The organism is Micromonospora sp. A200 (genome assembly GCF_029893845.1).
Lineage (GTDB): Bacteria > Actinomycetota > Actinomycetes > Mycobacteriales > Micromonosporaceae > Micromonospora > Micromonospora purpureochromogenes.
Window position 1 is genome coordinate 105,465 of record NZ_JARXXY010000016.1, and the last position, 15,871, is coordinate 121,335.

Annotated in this window: 17 protein-coding genes and 1 tRNA gene; 10 read left to right on the forward strand and 8 right to left on the reverse strand. The window is 72.0% G+C overall.

From position 1 onward, the window contains the following. Positions 1–26 precede the first annotated feature (26 nt). Positions 27–473: an SgcJ/EcaC family oxidoreductase gene (locus tag M2302_RS17405; protein ID WP_280838925.1), complete on the forward strand. Its 447-nt coding sequence runs from the start codon at positions 27–29 to the stop codon at positions 471–473. 283 nt (positions 474–756) lie between these two features. Here the strand turns inward: M2302_RS17405 and M2302_RS17410 are convergent, their stop codons facing one another. Then, positions 757–1,251 carry a MarR family transcriptional regulator gene (locus tag M2302_RS17410; RefSeq protein WP_280838926.1) on the reverse strand — a complete coding sequence of 165 codons (495 nt, stop codon included), beginning with the start codon at positions 1,249–1,251 and terminating at the stop codon, positions 757–759. Positions 1,252–1,353: 102 nt separating this feature from the next. On the opposite strand from M2302_RS17410, the gene M2302_RS17415 reads away from it, so the two are divergent. After that, positions 1,354–1,932 carry a YceI family protein gene (locus M2302_RS17415; protein WP_280838927.1) on the forward strand — a complete coding sequence of 193 codons (579 nt, stop codon included), beginning with the start codon at positions 1,354–1,356 and terminating at the stop codon, positions 1,930–1,932. 242 nt (positions 1,933–2,174) lie between these two features. Continuing rightward, positions 2,175–3,653: a glutamate--cysteine ligase gene (locus tag M2302_RS17420; RefSeq protein WP_280838928.1), complete on the forward strand. Its 1,479-nt coding sequence runs from the start codon at positions 2,175–2,177 to the stop codon at positions 3,651–3,653. Positions 3,654–3,780: 127 nt separating this feature from the next. On the opposite strand, the gene M2302_RS17425 is transcribed toward M2302_RS17420, so the two are convergent. Next, a complete protein-coding gene (locus M2302_RS17425) occupies positions 3,781–5,160 on the reverse strand; it encodes a hypothetical protein (protein WP_280838929.1) in 1,380 nt (459 codons plus the stop codon). Positions 5,161–5,276: 116 nt separating this feature from the next. Between M2302_RS17425 and M2302_RS17430 the strand changes: the two genes are divergently transcribed. After that, positions 5,277–5,960, forward strand: a complete 684-nt coding sequence (locus M2302_RS17430; RefSeq protein ID WP_280838930.1) for a PASTA domain-containing protein — start codon at positions 5,277–5,279, stop codon at positions 5,958–5,960. 102 nt (positions 5,961–6,062) lie between these two features. Beyond that, a complete protein-coding gene (locus M2302_RS17435) occupies positions 6,063–6,860 on the forward strand; it encodes a PASTA domain-containing protein (protein WP_280838931.1) in 798 nt (265 codons plus the stop codon). A gap of 12 nt (positions 6,861–6,872) precedes the next feature. Here the strand turns inward: M2302_RS17435 and M2302_RS17440 are convergent, their stop codons facing one another. Beyond that, the gene (locus M2302_RS17440) at positions 6,873–7,370 is read right to left on the reverse strand and encodes a hypothetical protein (RefSeq protein ID WP_280838932.1); all 498 of its coding nucleotides are present in this window, start codon (positions 7,368–7,370) and stop codon (positions 6,873–6,875) included. Between the two features lie 102 nt (positions 7,371–7,472). Further along, the gene (locus M2302_RS17445) at positions 7,473–7,757 is read right to left on the reverse strand and encodes a hypothetical protein (protein ID WP_280838933.1); all 285 of its coding nucleotides are present in this window, start codon (positions 7,755–7,757) and stop codon (positions 7,473–7,475) included. Positions 7,758–8,389: 632 nt separating this feature from the next. Between M2302_RS17445 and M2302_RS17450 the strand changes: the two genes are divergently transcribed. From M2302_RS17450 to M2302_RS17460, 3 genes are all read left to right on the forward strand, one after another. Next, positions 8,390–9,271 (forward strand): helix-turn-helix transcriptional regulator, encoded by an 882-nt coding sequence (locus tag M2302_RS17450; RefSeq protein ID WP_210777653.1) that lies wholly within the window; start codon positions 8,390–8,392, stop codon positions 9,269–9,271. Then, entirely contained in the window at positions 9,241–9,462 is a 222-nt protein-coding gene (locus M2302_RS17455) for a DUF397 domain-containing protein (protein ID WP_280838934.1), read from the forward strand. Before M2302_RS17450 ends, M2302_RS17455 begins: the two co-directional genes overlap by 31 nt. Positions 9,463–9,612: 150 nt before the next feature. Continuing rightward, the gene (locus M2302_RS17460) at positions 9,613–10,020 is read left to right on the forward strand and encodes a hypothetical protein (protein WP_088959607.1); all 408 of its coding nucleotides are present in this window, start codon (positions 9,613–9,615) and stop codon (positions 10,018–10,020) included. On the opposite strand, the gene M2302_RS17465 is transcribed toward M2302_RS17460, so the two are convergent. Continuing rightward, positions 9,988–10,590 carry a hypothetical protein gene (locus M2302_RS17465; RefSeq protein WP_280838935.1) on the reverse strand — a complete coding sequence of 201 codons (603 nt, stop codon included), beginning with the start codon at positions 10,588–10,590 and terminating at the stop codon, positions 9,988–9,990. The genes M2302_RS17460 and M2302_RS17465 overlap by 33 nt on opposite strands. 216 nt (positions 10,591–10,806) lie before the next feature. Here M2302_RS17465 and M2302_RS17470 point away from each other — a divergent pair, with 216 nt between their 5' ends. Continuing rightward, positions 10,807–12,681 carry a S8 family serine peptidase gene (locus M2302_RS17470; RefSeq protein WP_280838936.1) on the forward strand — a complete coding sequence of 625 codons (1,875 nt, stop codon included), beginning with the start codon at positions 10,807–10,809 and terminating at the stop codon, positions 12,679–12,681. Positions 12,682–12,784: 103 nt separating this feature from the next. Here the strand turns inward: M2302_RS17470 and M2302_RS17475 are convergent, their stop codons facing one another. The 3 genes from M2302_RS17475 to M2302_RS17485 all read right to left on the reverse strand — a co-directional run bounded on the left by M2302_RS17475 (position 12,785) and on the right by M2302_RS17485 (position 14,857). Continuing rightward, positions 12,785–13,591: a WecB/TagA/CpsF family glycosyltransferase gene (locus M2302_RS17475; protein ID WP_280838977.1), complete on the reverse strand. Its 807-nt coding sequence runs from the start codon at positions 13,589–13,591 to the stop codon at positions 12,785–12,787. Next, complete coding sequence (locus M2302_RS17480; protein ID WP_280838937.1) at positions 13,588–14,661, reverse strand: NAD-dependent epimerase/dehydratase family protein; 1,074 nt, start codon at positions 14,659–14,661, stop codon at positions 13,588–13,590. Before M2302_RS17480 ends, M2302_RS17475 begins: the two co-directional genes overlap by 4 nt. A gap of 110 nt (positions 14,662–14,771) precedes the next feature. Further along, positions 14,772–14,857 (reverse strand) — tRNA-Leu (locus tag M2302_RS17485). A 214-nt stretch (positions 14,858–15,071) separates the two neighbouring features. On the opposite strand from M2302_RS17485, the gene M2302_RS17490 reads away from it, so the two are divergent. Next, complete coding sequence (locus tag M2302_RS17490; protein ID WP_210777646.1) at positions 15,072–15,866, forward strand: DUF3662 and FHA domain-containing protein; 795 nt, start codon at positions 15,072–15,074, stop codon at positions 15,864–15,866. The last annotated feature ends 5 nt before the right edge of the window (positions 15,867–15,871 follow it).

The window sequence follows — 15,871 nt, forward strand, 5'->3', positions numbered from 1 at the left end:
ATCTGTATCACGTCACTGGAGGAATCATGCACGCGGATGACCGGACAGCCGTTACCGACGTCCTGCACGCCCTGGTCGACGCGTGGGGTCGGCACGACGCCGACGCCTACGGCGATCTGTTCACCGACGACGCCACCTACGTCACCTTCGTCGGCACCCGCTATCAGGGCCGGCACGACATCGTGGAGAGCCACCGCACCCTGTTCGCCAAGTTCGTCAAGGGCACGCGACTCGCGGACGAGGTTCTCGACGTCCGGTTCCCCGGCCCGGACACGGCCCTGGTGACCGGCCGCGGCGACACCTACAAGGGCAGCCGGCCGAAACGGCTGAGCAAGGTCCAGACCTACGTCCTGGTGCGTCAAGCGGACGGGCGCTGGCGCATCGCGGCGTTCCACAACACCAAGCGCAAGCCGCTCATGGAGGCGATCTCGTTCCGTACCGCCCCCGGCCTCGTTCCCACCGACCGGCACTGACCACCGCGCTGGTCGTCACGGCGGGCGCCGGGTACGCCTGACCGGCGAAGCGATCGCTACCTGGGGCGCAACAGCGGGGGGCGGGGAGGCGCGAGCGAAGAAGCCCCCTGATGATTCCCCTCGCTCAATCGCTCGCGCCGGCACCCCCCCACGTGCTCCCCCCGCACTCGACGAAGGCTAGCCACCCCTGACGTCCGCTTTGCGGGACTTCACTGCGTTGTCCGGGCCGGCGTGGCCAGTTCTGCCGGTGGTTCTGCCGGTAGCGCGAGGCGGGGTGCCGGCGTCAGGCCGCCGGTTCGTGGGCCGGCTCGGTGCTGCCGGCGGTCGCCCCCGGGTGGACGGCGTCCCGCACCCGGCGCAGGCCGTCGAGCATCGCCGCCAGCGCCGCGGGTTCGAGCTGGCCGGTGAACCACTGCTCGATGATCCGTAGGTGACCCGGGAGGGTCTCGTCGAGGCGCTTCAGCCCCGATGGGGTGACCACCGCGTACGAGCTGCGGCGGTCGGACGGGCAGGCGCTACGGCACAGCAGGCCGTCGCGTTCCATCCGGTCCACCACGCGGGTCACCCCGCTGGTCGACAGGGAGGTCTGCGCCGCCAGGTCGGTCATCCGCAGCTGGTGCCCGGGGGACCGGGCGAGCCGCATCAGCACCTCGAACTCGACGGCGGAGAGGCCGTGCTCCTCGTACTGGTCGGCGAACCGGGCCGACAGCCCGGCGTACGCCTCGACGAGGAGGCCGACGGCGGTGATCCGGGGGTCGTCGAACACGTTCTGATCCACCTGGCCATCCTAACAGTGCTTGACACGGGGAATATTGCTGCGGTTATAGTTGCTTCGTCAGTCGTTGGGCTTCTAAACAATCTCTTCCCTGGAGGACGCACCATGACCAGCACCGAGTCGGTTACCCGCGACTGGGAGGGCCTCACCGTCCCTACCGCCGGCACCTACCTGCTGGATGCGGCTCACAAGCGGGTCGGGTTCGTCGCCCGGCACATGATGGTCAGCAAGGTACGCGGTGAGTTCGCCGACGCCTCGGCCACCATCACCATCGCCGAGGACCCCATGCAGTCCTCGGTCACCGCCACCATCCAGGCCGCCAGCATCAACACCGCCCAGGCCGACCGGGACGCCCACCTGCGCAGCCCGGAGTTCCTGGACGCCGAGGCCTTCCCGACGCTGGAGTACCGCAGCACCGGTGTGAAGTCCCGGGACGGCAACGAGTTCGTGCTGCTCGGCGAGCTCACCATCAAGGGCGTCACCCGGTCGGTGGAGCTGGACGTCGAGTTCGAGGGCGTCGGCCGCAGCCCGTTCGGCCAGGACATCTTCGGCTTCTCCGCGAGCACCGAGATCGACCGGGAGGACTTCGGTCTGACCTGGAACGTGGCGCTGGAGACCGGCGGCGTGCTGGTCGGCAAGAAGATCAAGATCGAGATCGAGGGTGAGGCCGTCCGCCAGGCCTGATCCCTGCGGACCCACCCGGCGAGGCCCCTGCTCTCCTGAGCAGGGGCCTCGCCCCGTCTCCCCGTGCAAATTGTCACGAATTATTCGTCAGCCGGGCCGGTGCCCGCGGTGGCCGCTGGGTAGAGAGGGCCACAGCGCGTATTCGTTGGGCCACTGGCCCTGGCGAGGTGGCGCTCTTACCGTGGTTGTTCACAACGCGGGCGGGACGACACGGTCCCGCGCGCCTCGCGCCGGGAGGGCACATGGGTAGGGACGTCGAGCAGGGCGCCTTCTCCCGGGAAGACCGGGTCCGCTACCGGCAGAAGGTTCGGCGCAGCCTGGACGTCTTCGCGCTGATGCTGGACGACTTCGGCTTCGACGCGGACCGGCCGATGACCGGCCTGGAGATCGAACTCAACCTGATGGACCCGGCGGGCGAGCCGGCGATGCGCAACGAGGAGATCCTGGCCGCCATCGCCGACCCGCTCTTCCAGACCGAACTCGGCCAGTTCAACCTCGAACTGAACGCCGCGCCCCGGCTGATCGAGGGCAGCGGGTTCGCCGAGTACGAGGCCGACCTGCGCAGCAGCCTGACCCGCGCCGACGAGCGGGCGGCGAAGTCCGACGCCCGGATCGTCCTGGTCGGCATCCTGCCCACGCTCACCGAGCGGCACCTGGTGGTGGACAACCTCTCCACCAACGAGCGCTACCGGGTGCTCAACGACCAGATCGTCGGCGCCCGGGGCGAGGACATCGAGCTGGACATCCGGGGCGTGGAACGGCTCCAGACGCACACCGACTCGATCGCCCCCGAGGCGGCCTGCACCAGCCTCCAGTTCCACCTCCAGGTCGCGCCGGACAGCTTCGCCGACTACTGGAACGCCTCCCAGGCGATCGCCGGGGTCCAGGTCGCGATCGGCGCGAACTCCCCCTTCCTCTACGGGCGGCAGCTCTGGGCCGAGACCCGGATCGCCCTCTTCGAGCAGGCCACCGACACCCGCCCCGACGAACTCAAGGCCCAGGGCGTACGACCCCGGGTGTGGTTCGGCGAGCGCTGGATCACCTCGATCTTCGACCTGTTCGAGGAGAACGTCCGGTACTTCCCGCCGCTGCTGCCGATCTGCGAGGACGAGGACCCGGTGGAGGTGCTGCACGCCGGCGGGGTGCCCCAGCTCTCGGAGCTGCGGCTGCACAACGGCACGGTCTACCGCTGGAACCGGCCGGTCTACGACATCATGGACGGTCGCCCCCACCTGCGGGTGGAGAACCGGGTGCTGCCGGCCGGCCCGACCGTGGTGGACATGCTGGCCAACGCCGCCTTCTACTTCGGGCTGGCCCGCGGGCTGGCCGAGTCGGACCGGCCGATCTGGAGCCAGCTCACCTTCAGCTCCGCCGAGGAGAACTTCCACGCCGCCGCCCGGCGCGGCATGGACGCCGTCCTGCACTGGCCCCGACTCGGGGACGTGCCGGTGGCCAAGCTGGTCCTCGACACGCTGCTGCCGACGGCGGCGACCGGGCTGGACCGGTTCGGCGTCGACCCGGCCGAGCGCGACCGGCTGCTCGGCGTCATCGAGCAGCGCTGCCGGACCGGCCGCAACGGCGCGGTCTGGCAGACCGAGGCGGTCTGGGCGGCCGAGCGGCACCGGAACATGAACCGCGAGGCCGCCCTGCACCACATGGCCCGCCGCTACGCCGAACTCCAGCGCAGCAACGAACCCGTCCACACCTGGCCCGTCGACTGACCCACCCCCCACAACAAGCCCCGCCCTGGCGCTGCACTTTCACGGAAAGAGGGACTGTTCCGCGTCGGATAGCCACTCTTTCCGGGAAGTGCCTGGCCATCGGGCCGGGTGGGGGCGCGAGTGAGGGTCAGCGGGGGCGGCGGGACGGGCGGGTCCGGGGGGCGGTGGTGGGTGACGCGTCCGAGGGGTCGATGGTCTCCGGCGTCGGGTCGGGCGCGGTCTCGTCGGTCGAGGTCGTCGACTGCGCCCCGGAATCCCGGACGGGAGGGGTGGCCCGGCCGCGGCGGGCCGGTCGGGTCCGTCCGGTGCCGGTGGCGGGCGAGCCGTCGTCCGGGCGGCTGGTCCCGTCCGGCCGGGTGTCGGCCGGGTCCGTTCCGGCGAGCGGATCGGCGAGCCCTGTCCCGTCCGGTCGGGTGGCGGTCGTGGTCGCCGTGCCGACCGTCGGTCGGGTCGCCGTGCCTGATTTCAGGTCGCCCGTCGGGCCGGCGGCCCGACGCGTCGCGCCGGACCGGCCGGGGGTGTCGAAGGACTCGCCGGCCGACGCGAGGTCGCCGGCGAACCCGCCGTCGTCCAGGTCGCCGGTGCGCTGCCGGGGCACCATCGCCGGGCGAGCGGCCGTGCGCCGTTCGGCGCGCTGGGCGAGCGCGGCCACCAGCACCGAGCCGGCCGCGCCGACGAGGACCGCGTACGGTGCGACGAAGTGCGCCGAGACCTGCGCGGGGGTGACCTCGGCCAGCCGCGGCACGGCGACGAAGTAGGCGACCGAGACGAGCAGCGGACCCGCCGCACCGGACACGGCCGCGCCGAGCCGACGCTCCGCCACCCGGGCAATACGCCGCGCGGCCAGCGCGCCGATCAGCAGCGCCGAACCGGCGGCCAGCAGCAGCCCCGGCCAGTAGACGTAGTCCCGCAGCCAGAACCGGGCGCTGTCGGTGCTGATCTGCCAGATCCCGAGCTGGGCGCTGGTCAACCCGCGTCCCGCGAGCACCCCGTCCGCGACCGACACCACGGCGAGCAGCCAGATCCAGCCCACCGTGGCGATCACGTTGGTCGCGACGGCCCGCGTGTGCAGCGCCCAGATCGCGGTCAGCAGCCCGACCAGCACGCCGACCGCCGCGTACCCGGCGGCCAGGCTCTGTGGCGAGAAGGTGTCGGGCACGGTCGCCGCCCGGGCGGGCACGGCAACCAGCAGCACCGTGATCAGCGCACCCACCGCGCCGGCCACGGCCAGCGTCAGCCGGCGCAGCGTGCCGCCCGGCGCGGCGTCGCCGTCGTGTCCCCGTTCCTCCAGCCGCTGGGCGCAGACGGCCCCGGCGATGGTGGAGACGGCCGCGATCCAGGTCGCCCAGGCGAGGCTGGCGTACCAGGCGGCGCCGGCAGCGGCGGGCTCGGTCGGTGCCCAGTCGATGACGCCCAGCCCGTAGGCGAAACCCAGTTGTGCCGCACCCACGCCGGCAGCGACGCCGACCGCGGTGGCGACCGATCCTCCCCAGCCCAGTCTGGCCATGCCGGGGAGCGTAGCGCCCCCTGCTCGGCGCGGCGAGCCGTGTAACCACCGGGACGACGTGCGGTGACGGCTTGGCATCGCCCGGTACGGTCGCTGGTGACGAGGCGGAGAGTGCGATGAGCGACGGACACACCCTTCTGGACACTCCACAGCCGGGACCGCGGGGTCGCGCCCCGCTGCTGATCGGCGGCGGGCTGGCCTTCGTCCTGCTGGCCACCGTGGGTGCGACCGCCGGCTGGGTGCTGGCCGGGCCGGACGAGCCGTCCTCCACCGATCCGCCGGCCGCGGCGGCGTCGACCGCCCTGACCTCGGCACCCGCCCCGACCTCGGCCGCCCCGTCACCGGCGGCGCAGCCGGCGACCGTCGCACCGACGACCCCCCGGACCACCGCGCCCGCCGCGCCGAGCAAGCCCCCCGCCGGGTACGTGACCGTCCCCGACCTGGTCGGCGACGGCTTCGAGGGGGTACGCAGCGACCTGCGGGACCGGAAGCTGGGGTGGCGGCTGATCTTCGGCACCGGGTTGGGCGAGAAGGTCGAGCGCCTGGACCCCGCCCCCGGCACCCGGGTGAGCCACGGCACCACCGTCAAGGTGTACGTCGCCGGGCCGGCACCGGAGGCGGAGGTGCCCGATCTGGACGACTACGACTGCGCCGACGCCGCCGCGACGATCGTCGAGCGCGGCTTCTACCCGCGCTACCGCACGGGCCGGGTCGGCAAGGTCCGCTCCCAGGATCCGGAGCCCGACGTGACCCGGCGCTGGAACGACGAGGTCGCCATCTCCTGCGGCGGCGAGGAGTAGGCGCGGGCGGTTCGCCGCGCCGATCCCGGCGGCTGGTGATCGCGACCGTTACCGTGGACCGTCGAGGGCCACGACGCCTGCCCCGGTGGGAGAGGACGTGCGATGAGCGACGACCGCCAGGAGTCCGCCGACGACGCGACCCGCCCGCTGCCCCGCGCCGGCGACGGACAGCCGCCGGGCACGCCCGCACCACTGGATGCCACCGCTCGACACCAGCCGTCGGACGCGACCGCCCCGCACGAGCCGTTGGACGCCACGGCCCGGCACGAGCCGCTGGACCTGACCCGGCCGCTACCCCCGGCCGGTGCCGGGGAGCAGACGGTGCCGGCCGCGCCGCCCGTCTGGTCCGGGCGGGCCGGGGTGCCACCGCCGCGTCCGGCCGACTACCGGGAGCCGGTCGAGTGGTACGGCGAGGAGCAGCGTGGACGTCGCTGGTGGATGCCGATCCTGCTGGGCATCCTGGCGCTGCTGCTGCTCGCCGCCCTCGGCACGGGGATCTGGCTGGTGCTGCGGGCGGTCGACGAGCGGGACGAGGAACCCTCGCTGCCGCCGCCGACCAGCGCGCCGGTGACCACGGCCGCGACCACCGCCGCCCCGACCACCGAGGCGCCCAGCACGCCGGCCACCACGGCGGCCGCCCAGATCCCGGTGCCGCCCCTGGTGGGGCTGCCGCGGGCGTCGGCCGAGCGGATCCTGGACCGGCTCGACCTGTCGTACCGGGTGCGGACGCGGGGGTCGTCGGAGCAGCCGCCGGGCACCGTGATCGAGACCGACCCGGAGGCGGGTGAGCTGGTCGACGCCGGTGACCGGGTGACGTTGGTGGTGGCCGCCGCGCCGTCGCCGACGGCTTCGCCGACCCGGACGGTCGAGCCGACGCCCGAGGTCACCCCCACCGGCTAGGAGGCCGTCAGCTCACCACATCCGGCGTCGCGTGCCGACCAGTCCCAGCCCGGCCAGGGAGATGGTCAGGCCGAGCAGGCCGGAGTAGAAGAGCGACTGGCTGAGGGCCTGCCGGGCATCGGCTGTGGACGAGCCGGCCAGGGCCGCCTCGTCGCCGCCGGTGCCGGGCCGGGATCCGGCGCCGCTGGCGGGATCCTCCGAGGCGTTCGCCTCGGGGCCCGGTGCGGTGTCGCCGTTCCGGTGGTCGTCGGGTGCCGCGAGGTCCGCTGGGTAGTCGGAGTCGTCCTCGTAGCCGGGGTACCCGGCCACGCCGGGAGGTGGTGAGTTCTGCTCGACCACGGTGATCTCGGGAGCAGGAACCGGCTCGGCCAGCCGGGTCGCCGATTCGGCCGGATAGCGCACCACCACCACGAGGGTGGTGACGGCGCCGACCAGCGCCAGCAGCCCGAAGGCGTAACCGATACGGGACCTGTGGTGCCGCCGCGCGGCGGGCATATTGACCATGGCCATCCCAGGTTCAGGGTCCGGGACGCGCGGGGTGGTGACTTTTGCCGGGGTGGGCGTACCGAGTCTATGGCGACGGCACGCCCCCCGACCGGGTAATGGCGGAGGTCAGCCCACCGCCACCGGTGCGCGGTTGATCGTCCGTCGGGCCCGTACGGTGTGCTGGCGCGGCACGGGCGCCGTCTGGAGCTGCCGGAGACCGGCCTCCTGTACGAAGATCGACCGTCGGTTGACCGCGTCCCCCGCCGCGTTCAACTCGTAACCGTCGAGCCAGAGCCAACCGTCGTAGGTGGGCCAGTCGAGCACCCGGATGACCCGGAACGTGATGGGTCGGATGAACTGGACACTCGCCGCGCGAGTCACGTGCAGTACGTCACCGGAGCGGGGAAGCACATGGGCTCCTGGGGAGGATATGGCCGGCGGTGCCGGACCGGAGGGTTGTCGGGGGAAGGGTTTCTGGGCCCGGGGCCGGGGTCGTGCCCGGCCGGCCGGTGGATCGGTGGCGGTGGTCGGGCCGTACCCGCTGGTGGCGGACCGCCACCCGACCATCACCGTGCTGCTCCCGGTTACCGCTCCCGCCGCCGCAGCCGTCGGGCGTGCAGCGGCGGGGTCATCACCCCGGGGCAGGTCTCGTCGTCGCAGCTGGACCGGGTCGCCCGGCCGTCGTCCCGCCGCCGGTGTCGTCGCCGGACCGGGGAAGCGTGGGGAGACGGTGAGTAACCCGAGCCATACGGACAGAGTGCATCAGTGACGTGCGACATGCAAGTTGCACGTCGACTTTTGCCGATACGCGAGCGCGACACGTGAACGAGGCGCTTGATGACGCCGACCCCGGACGGGCACACTGGACGCCGGTTTCGCCCGACGCGGCCGGTCGACGACCGGCACCACCCCTGCCGCGAACGATCGCCCGCCGTTCGTCGATCGCGCCTCGGCGGGTGTCGACGCAGGCGCGAGCCACCGGGAGGTAACCGGGTGAGCGCGAGGAACGGGGACCACCACCCGGTGAGCCGCGGGGTGCCGCGGTGAGCGAGCGGCGCAGCCCCACCATCCGGCGTCGCCGGCTGGGCGCCGAACTGCGCCGCCAGCGCGAGGCGGCGGGGATAACCATCGAGACGGTCGCCGAGCAGCTCGAGTGCTCGGCGTCGAAGATCTCCCGGATCGAGACCGGCCACACCTCCGCGACCCCGCGGGACGTCCGCGACATGCTGCGGATCTACGGCGTGGTGGGCGTCGAGAGCGACGAGCTCGTGCAGATCGCTCGGGAGGCCCGGCAGAAGGGTTGGTGGCACCCCTACAGCACCGTGCTGGTCGGGGCGTACGTCGGCCTGGAGGCGGCGGCCAGCTCGATCCGGGCGTACGAACAGCAGGTGGTCCCGGGCCTGCTGGAGACCGAGGAGTATGCCGGGGCAATGATCCGGGCGGCCCGCCCGGACTTCACCGTCGACCAGGTGCAGCAACGGGTGCGTGTCCGTCTGGGCCGTCAGTCGTTGTTGACCCAGGACGATCCGGTCGATTTGTGGGTGGTGCTCGATGAGGCGGTGCTGAGCCGGCCGGTGGGCGGCGACGCGGTGATGCGTGGCCAGCTCCAGCGGCTGGTGGAAGTGGCGGAACTGCCGAACGTGACGCTTCAGGTCCTGCCCTTCGAGGTGGGCGCGCACGCCGGCATGGACGGCACCTTCACCATTCTCAGCTTCCCCGAACCGAGTGATCCCGATGTCGTGTACGCGGAGAACGCCACGGGTGGGCTCTTCCTGGAGAAGAGCGACGAACTGCAGAAGTACAGCTTCATCTTCGATCACATTCGAGCAGCGGCCATTCGCCCGGAGGAATCCATAGCTCACATCGCGAAACTGGTAGAGGAGCCGCTGTGGAAATGGCGACCAAGGAGTTCCCCGTGGACCTGAGGCACGCGACGTGGTTCAAGAGCACGAAGAGCGGGCCGAACTGCGACAACTGCGTCGAGGTGGCGTACGTGACCGGGGCGGTCGGCGTTCGGGATTCGAAGGACAAGACGGGCCCGGCCCTGGTCTTCGCTCCGGGAGACTGGCACGCCTTCGTCACCCGGACACGGAGCGGCGGGTTCGTCCAGCACTGATCGACGCAACGTGGCGTTGACGACGGGTCGGTCTGGGATCTCCCCGCCCGGCCCGTCGCCACTTGCGTTCCGTCTCGTTGAACCCCTCGATACGGCGCTGGTCGACAACCCGCCGCACGGATCGGAAACCGAGCGAGGCAGGCGAGACGGATGACGACGATCGGTTCAGACAACCTCACCAACGGCCCGGGCAAGTCGGAGCGCTTCGGCGGCAAGTACCGCGGCGCGCGCCGGGACACCGTGCTCACCGAGGTCGTGTCCACCGACACCGAGGTCGGCGGGCGGGACGCCGGGTCGGCCGCGCCGGAGCAGGCCGGGCCGCCGCTGACGCTGCCCTCGCTCGACCCGAACCCGCTGACCGAGCCCTCGTTCCCGCCGGCCGGGTGGCCGCTGGAGCCGAGCGAGTCGCTGGTCGACCACCCGCTGCTGCGCGGCCTGCTGATGGAGCTGCCGCCGAAGGGCAGCGTGCCGCCGCCCGGCTGGCTGGACCGCTGGTTCGAGGCGACCCGGGCGATCCTGGAGCTGCTATACGTGCAGGGGCCGAGCCGCACGCGCTGAGGTCGCCGTCGCCTCCGGTAACGCCCGCTCGGCAAGCCGGCTGTGGCGGAGCGCCAGGCGTACCCCGATCGCGATGACCGCGAGACCGCCCAGGGTGACGGCCGGTCCGGTCAGGCGGGGGTCGGCGGCGAGGTCCAGCCCTGCGGCCGACAGCACCGGCGGCAGTGTGGCCAGCGCGGTGACCTGCACCGGCAGGCCGATCAGTGGATGCGCCCCGGCGGCTCGCAGGCCGTGCGGCGCCGGCGTCTCCGGCGCGGTGGCGAACGCGCCGGCACCGGCCCGGAGCCGGCGCAGTCGCCGCACCGTGCAGACCGCGACGGCGAGCGCCGGGCCGGCGGCCAGGCCGAGCCCGGCGGCGGCCCGGTCGACCAGCGTCGCGCCGGCACTGGTCAGGCCGACCGCCAGCACCGCCGCCGTCAGGCCGAGGCCGGTCAGCGTCAAAGCGAGCAACCATCCGGTACGCCGGCGGAGTGCGCGGGCGCGGTCCAGCCGGGGCAGTCGGTCCGCCACCACACCGGCGGCCAGCCAGACCGCGGCGATCGGCAGCAGAACGATGAGATGGCCATCCATGTGCTCAGCCTTCTCCAGTTCGGCGGTCGGCGAATCCGGGGCCGGCCCCGGTTCGCCCCCTACCTCACCCGTAGGGGCATCTCGCCGACGTTATGGACGCTTCGACATGTTTAACTCCCGGACCTCGCCGATCTACCCTCATGTGGATCGGCAACCATCGATCAACCTCGGATTCGCGGGTGGACGGTCGGCTGCCGGTCGGAGGGAGGTAGGGAGATGGGTCTTTCACACAGGTCCGCACTCGTGGGGGTGGCCACCCTGGCGATGTTGGCAACCGCCGCACCCGCCATGGCCGCCGAGCCCGTCGGGGTGATCCGGGAAGCGGGCGGGGCCACCGCCGTGCCGGACAGCTACATCGTGGTCTTCAAGGACAGCGCCGTCGGCCGGAGCCGGGTGGGTGACAACGCCCAACGGCTGGTCGGCAGGCACGGCGGCCAGGTCGCCCGCACCTACACCGCCGCGCTGCGCGGCTTCGAGGTCAAGGTCGGCGCGACGGCAGCGGCCCGAATCGCCGCCGATTCCGCGGTGGCGTACGTCGAACAGAACCACACGGTCTCCATCTTCGGCACGCAGGCCAACCCGCCCTCCTGGGGCCTGGACCGGATCGATCAGCGCAACCTGCCGCTGAACAGCTCGTACACCTACCCGACCACGGCGTCCAACGTGCGCGCCTACGTCATCGACACCGGCGTGCTCTACGGGCACAACGACTTCGGCGGCCGGGCGGTCTCCGGCTTCGACGCGGTGGACGGCGGCTCCGCCGACGACTGCAACGGCCACGGCACGCACGTCTCGGGCACCGTCGGCGGCTCCTCGTACGGCGTGGCCAAGGGCGTGCAGATCGTCGGCGTCCGGGTGCTGAACTGCCAGGGCAGCGGCACCAACGCCCAGGTCGTGGCGGGCATCGACTGGGTGACCGCGAACGCGGTGAAGCCGGCCGTGGCGAACATGAGCCTCGGTGGCTCCGCCAACAGCTCGATCGACACGGCGGTCACCAACTCCATCAACTCCGGCATCACCTACGCCGTCGCCGCCGGCAACGGCGACATCTTCGGCAACCGCCAGAACGCCTGCAACTACTCCCCGGCCCGGGTCGGGTCGGCGATCACGGTCGGCGCCACCCAGAACAACGACGCCGCCGCGAGCTTCTCCAACTTCGGCACCTGCGTCGACATCCTGGCCCCGGGCGTCAACATCACCTCCGCCTGGTACACCGGCAACAGCGCGACGAACACCATCAGCGGCACGTCCATGGCGTCGCCGCACGTCGCCGGCGCCGCGGCGCTCGTCCTCTCAGCCAACCCGTCGTGGAGCCCGCAGCAGGTTCGCGACAACCTCGTCAACGCCGCGACCCCGAACGTGGTGACCAACGTGGGCACCGGGACCCCGAACCGACTGCTCTACGTGGACAACGGCACCACCCCGCCGACCAACGACTTCTCGGTCTCGGTGTCGCCGACCTCCGGCTCCACCGCCCCGGGCGGGTCGGTGACCGCCACCGTGGCCACCGCCACCACCAACGGCTCCGCGCAGTCGGTCAGCCTCTCCGCCAGCGGCCTGCCGGCCGGCGCGACGGCCTCGTTCAACCCGTCCACGGTCACCTCGGGCGGCTCGTCCACGCTCACCATCGCCACCTCGGCGAGCACCCCGCCCGGCACGTACACGGTCACCGTCACGGGCACGGCCGCGTCGGGCACCCGTACGGCGACGTACTCGCTGACGGTGACCGGCTCGGGTGGTGGCGGCTGCTCCGGCAGCAACGGCACGGACGTCGCGATCCCGGACACCGGTGCCACCGTGTCCAGCTCGATCGTGATCTCCGGGTGTGGCCGCAACGCCTCGTCGGCGTCGACCGTCGCGGTGAACATCGTCCACACCTACCGCGGTGACCTGGTCATCGACCTGGTCGCCCCGGACGGCTCCGCGTACCGGCTGAAGAACAGCAGCTTCTTCGACGGTGCCGACAACGTCAACGCCACCTACACCGCGAACCTCTCGTCGGAGGCGGCGAACGGCACCTGGCGACTCCAGGTGCGCGACGTCTACTCGGGCGACACCGGCTATCTCAACACCTGGACCCTGACCCTCTGACGCACCCTCGCCGCGGGGCTCCTTCCGACCGGAAGGGGCCCCGCACCATGCCTGGCCGGGCCCGCCGGCTCCGCGGACCTGCCGGGTGGCGCGGCTGCGCGGGTCAGACCGAGAAGGTGGCCGGACGTTCCGTGGCCGGCGCCGGGGGCTTCGCCTTCCACAGGCCGGTCTTCTGCCCGGCGAGGCGGGTCAGGTACGCCGGGTTGAGGATGACGTACCGGCGCCAGAGCCGCTTCGGCTCCAGGCCGAGCCGCCAGAACCACTCCAGCCCGGCCCGCTGCATCCACGCGGGCGGCTGCTTGAGCAGGCCGGCGTGGTAGTCGAAGGCCGCGCCGACCGCCATCAGCGGCATGTCCAGCAGCGGCCGCATCGCGTACGCGAAGACCTCCTGGCGCGGGCAGCCCAGGCCGACCAGGACGAGCCGGGCCCCACTGGCCCGAATCCGGTCGGCGATCTCCACGTCCTCGCCCGGCTGGACCGCGCGGAACTTCGACGGCTCCACCCCGGCGATCTTGAGCGCGGGGAACATCCGCTCCAGCGCCGGGATCAGCCGGGCCAGCGTCTCCTCGGTGGAGCCGTAGAGGTAGACCGGCAGCCCCTCCTCGGCGAAGCGGCGCAGCACGTGCAGGGTCAGCGTCGGGCCGTAGACCCGGTCCGCCAGGCCGGCGTGGTGCAGCAGGTTGAGCGCCCAGCGGACCGGCTGGCCGTCGGGGGTGACCACGTCGAAGGAGTTCAGCCGGGCGTTGTGCGCCGGGTCGAGCACCCCGGTCATCACGCCGTGCACGGCCAGCGCGGTCAGCGCCAGCGGCCGGCGCTCGTGCGCGGCGGCCACCACCTGCTCGGTCGCCGAGGTGTAGTCGGTCGCGTCGACCAGGACGCCCAGGACGTTCCGCTTGCCCTTGCCGGTCATGCCTGCGGCACCCACTTGTCGACGTTGGCCTCGTAGATCTCCCGCATGATCATCGGTACGTCGTAGACCTGCTTCCAGTCCGGGTAGTCGGCCTGGAAGGCCTCGTTCGAGCCGATCCACCACTTGTGGTCGCCGATCCGGTTCGCCTCGACGTACTCGGTGACCATCTCCCGGCCGGTGATCTGCTCGGCCAGCGTGAACGCCTCGCGGTTGGAGGTGTTGGAGTGCCGGCCGCCGCCCAGGTTGTAGACGGCCGCCGAGCGCGGGTTGCGGAAGAACGCCTCGAACGCGGAGACCACGTCCGAGCTGTGGATGGCGTCCCGGACCTGCTTGCCCTGGTAGCCGAAGATCTTGTACGTGCGGCGCTCCATGTTCGCCCGCATCACGTACCCGAGGAAGCCGTGCAGCTCCGTCGCGGAGTGCGCCGGGCCGGTCAGCGTGCCGCCCCGGAAGCAGGCGGTCTTCATGCCGAAGTACCGGCCGTACTCCTGCACCATCACGTCGGCGGCGACCTTGGAGGCGCCGAAGACCGAGTGCAGGCAGGCGTCGATCGACATGTCCTCGCGGATGCCCTGCTCGTACGGGTGGCCCGCCTCGATCTCCCACCGGGTCGCCAGCTCCACCAGGGGCAGGCTGTTCGGGCGGTCGCCGTAGACCTTGTTGGTCGAGCAGTGGATCACCGGCGCGTCGATGCAGTGCTCGCGCACGTTCTGCAGCACGTTGAGGGTGCCGCCGGCGTTCACGTCGAAGTCGGTGAAGGGGTCCCGCACCGCCCAGTCGTGCGAGGGCTGCGCGGCGGTGTGGATCACCACGGCGATGTCCCGGCCGTAGCGCGCGAAGAGCTTCGCCAGCGAATCCCGGTCCCGGATGTCGATGCTGTGGTGCGAGTACGCGGACCCCAGCTCGTCGGCGAGTCGCCGGACGTTCCACGCGGTCGACGCCTCGGCGCCGAAGAACTCCTGCCGCATGTCGTTGTCGATACCGACCACGTCCAGGCCGAGACCGGCGAAGTGCCGGACCGCCTCGGACCCGATCAGACCGCCCGACCCGGTCACCAACGCGACACTCACACGCCACTCCTGGTCAGTAGGAGGCAGGGAAACCCTCGGAGCATAGCGTGACGTCCGGCACGCTCCGATACGAGTCGAGGGCCCCGCAAACTGCGGAGCCCTCGTCGATCTGGTGGGGAAGGGGGGAGTTGAACCCCCACGTCCTTTCGGACACACGGACCTGAACCGTGCGCGTCTGCCATTCCGCCACTTCCCCGTGGCTTGACCTCGAACACTGTAGCTGGTGCCGATCCCGCTGTCGCCAGCGGGCCTACGTGTCCTGCGCCATCGCCTCGACTGGTTACGCTCCGTGGAGCGGTCACCGCCTCGGCGGACGAAACTTTAACACGCCCGGAGGGCCCCTTCCGAACGGCCTGGCACGCGCCCGCCGAGCGGCGCGCGAGCTGCATGCGCGCCGGCCGGATACCATCATGTCCTCGGGACCCGAGGAGGAGCCGGTGAGCGTGCTGCAACGCTTCGAGAAGCGTCTGGAAGGCCTGGTCGAGGGGGCCTTCGCCAAGGTCTTCAAAGGGGTGGTCCACCCCGTGGAGATCCTCAACGCCATGCAGCGGGAGGCCGAGGCGCACAAGGCCATCCTGGCCGGTGGGCGCACGTTGGTGCCCAACCGCTACGTGATCGATCTCTCGCCGTACGACCACAGTCGGCTGGCGCCGTACGCCGCCGCGCTGGCCCAGGAGTTGGCCCAGTCGCAGGCGGAGTTCATCGGCGAGCAGGCGTGGACGGTCTACGGCGACGTGATCGTCGAGATCGAGCGCGGCGAGGGACTGGACACCGGCATGTTCCGGGTCACCGCCGAGGTCTACACCGGTGGCGAGGTCGCCCCGGTCTCCGCGCCCGGTGGCTACGACGCCGGTCCGCCGGCGTACCCCGCGTACGACCAGGGCGGCGGCTACGGCCCGCCGCCGGGACAAGGCGCCGGCGCCCGCAACGTCCGGCTGGTCTCCGGTGACGGCCGCACCTACCCGCTCCAGATGGGGTCGACGGTGATCGGTCGCGGCGACCAGGCCAACCTGCGCCTGCCGGACGTCGGAATCTCCCGGCGACACGCCCGGCTGGACTTCGACGGCGGGCAGGTCGTGCTGACCGACCTCGGGTCGACCAACGGCACGATGGTCAACGGCCAGCGCGTCTCCGCGGTCGCCCTCAACCCCGGCGACATGATCCAGCTCGGCACGACCACCCTGACCTTCCGCGTGGACGGCTGACGCGC

Bases quoted from the DNA above. Each gene is read 5' to 3' on its own strand.
- M2302_RS17415 (WP_280838927.1), top strand. From the start codon at position 1,354: ATGACCAGCACCGAGTCGGTTACCCGCGACTGGGAGGGCCTCACCGTC.
- M2302_RS17405 (WP_280838925.1), top strand. From the start codon at position 27: ATGCACGCGGATGACCGGACAGCCGTTACCGACGTCCTGCACGCCCTG.
- M2302_RS17420 (WP_280838928.1), top strand. From the start codon at position 2,175: ATGGGTAGGGACGTCGAGCAGGGCGCCTTCTCCCGGGAAGACCGGGTC.
- M2302_RS17465 (WP_280838935.1), bottom strand. From the start codon at position 10,590: ATGGATGGCCATCTCATCGTTCTGCTGCCGATCGCCGCGGTCTGGCTG.
- M2302_RS17435 (WP_280838931.1), top strand. From the start codon at position 6,063: ATGAGCGACGACCGCCAGGAGTCCGCCGACGACGCGACCCGCCCGCTG.
- M2302_RS17490 (WP_210777646.1), top strand. From the start codon at position 15,072: ATGTCCTCGGGACCCGAGGAGGAGCCGGTGAGCGTGCTGCAACGCTTC.
- M2302_RS17430 (WP_280838930.1), top strand. From the start codon at position 5,277: ATGAGCGACGGACACACCCTTCTGGACACTCCACAGCCGGGACCGCGG.
- M2302_RS17470 (WP_280838936.1), top strand. From the start codon at position 10,807: ATGGGTCTTTCACACAGGTCCGCACTCGTGGGGGTGGCCACCCTGGCG.
- M2302_RS17460 (WP_088959607.1), top strand. From the start codon at position 9,613: ATGACGACGATCGGTTCAGACAACCTCACCAACGGCCCGGGCAAGTCG.
- M2302_RS17440 (WP_280838932.1), bottom strand. From the start codon at position 7,370: ATGGCCATGGTCAATATGCCCGCCGCGCGGCGGCACCACAGGTCCCGT.
- M2302_RS17475 (WP_280838977.1), bottom strand. From the start codon at position 13,591: ATGACCGGCAAGGGCAAGCGGAACGTCCTGGGCGTCCTGGTCGACGCG.
- M2302_RS17425 (WP_280838929.1), bottom strand. From the start codon at position 5,160: ATGGCCAGACTGGGCTGGGGAGGATCGGTCGCCACCGCGGTCGGCGTC.
- M2302_RS17455 (WP_280838934.1), top strand. From the start codon at position 9,241: ATGGCGACCAAGGAGTTCCCCGTGGACCTGAGGCACGCGACGTGGTTC.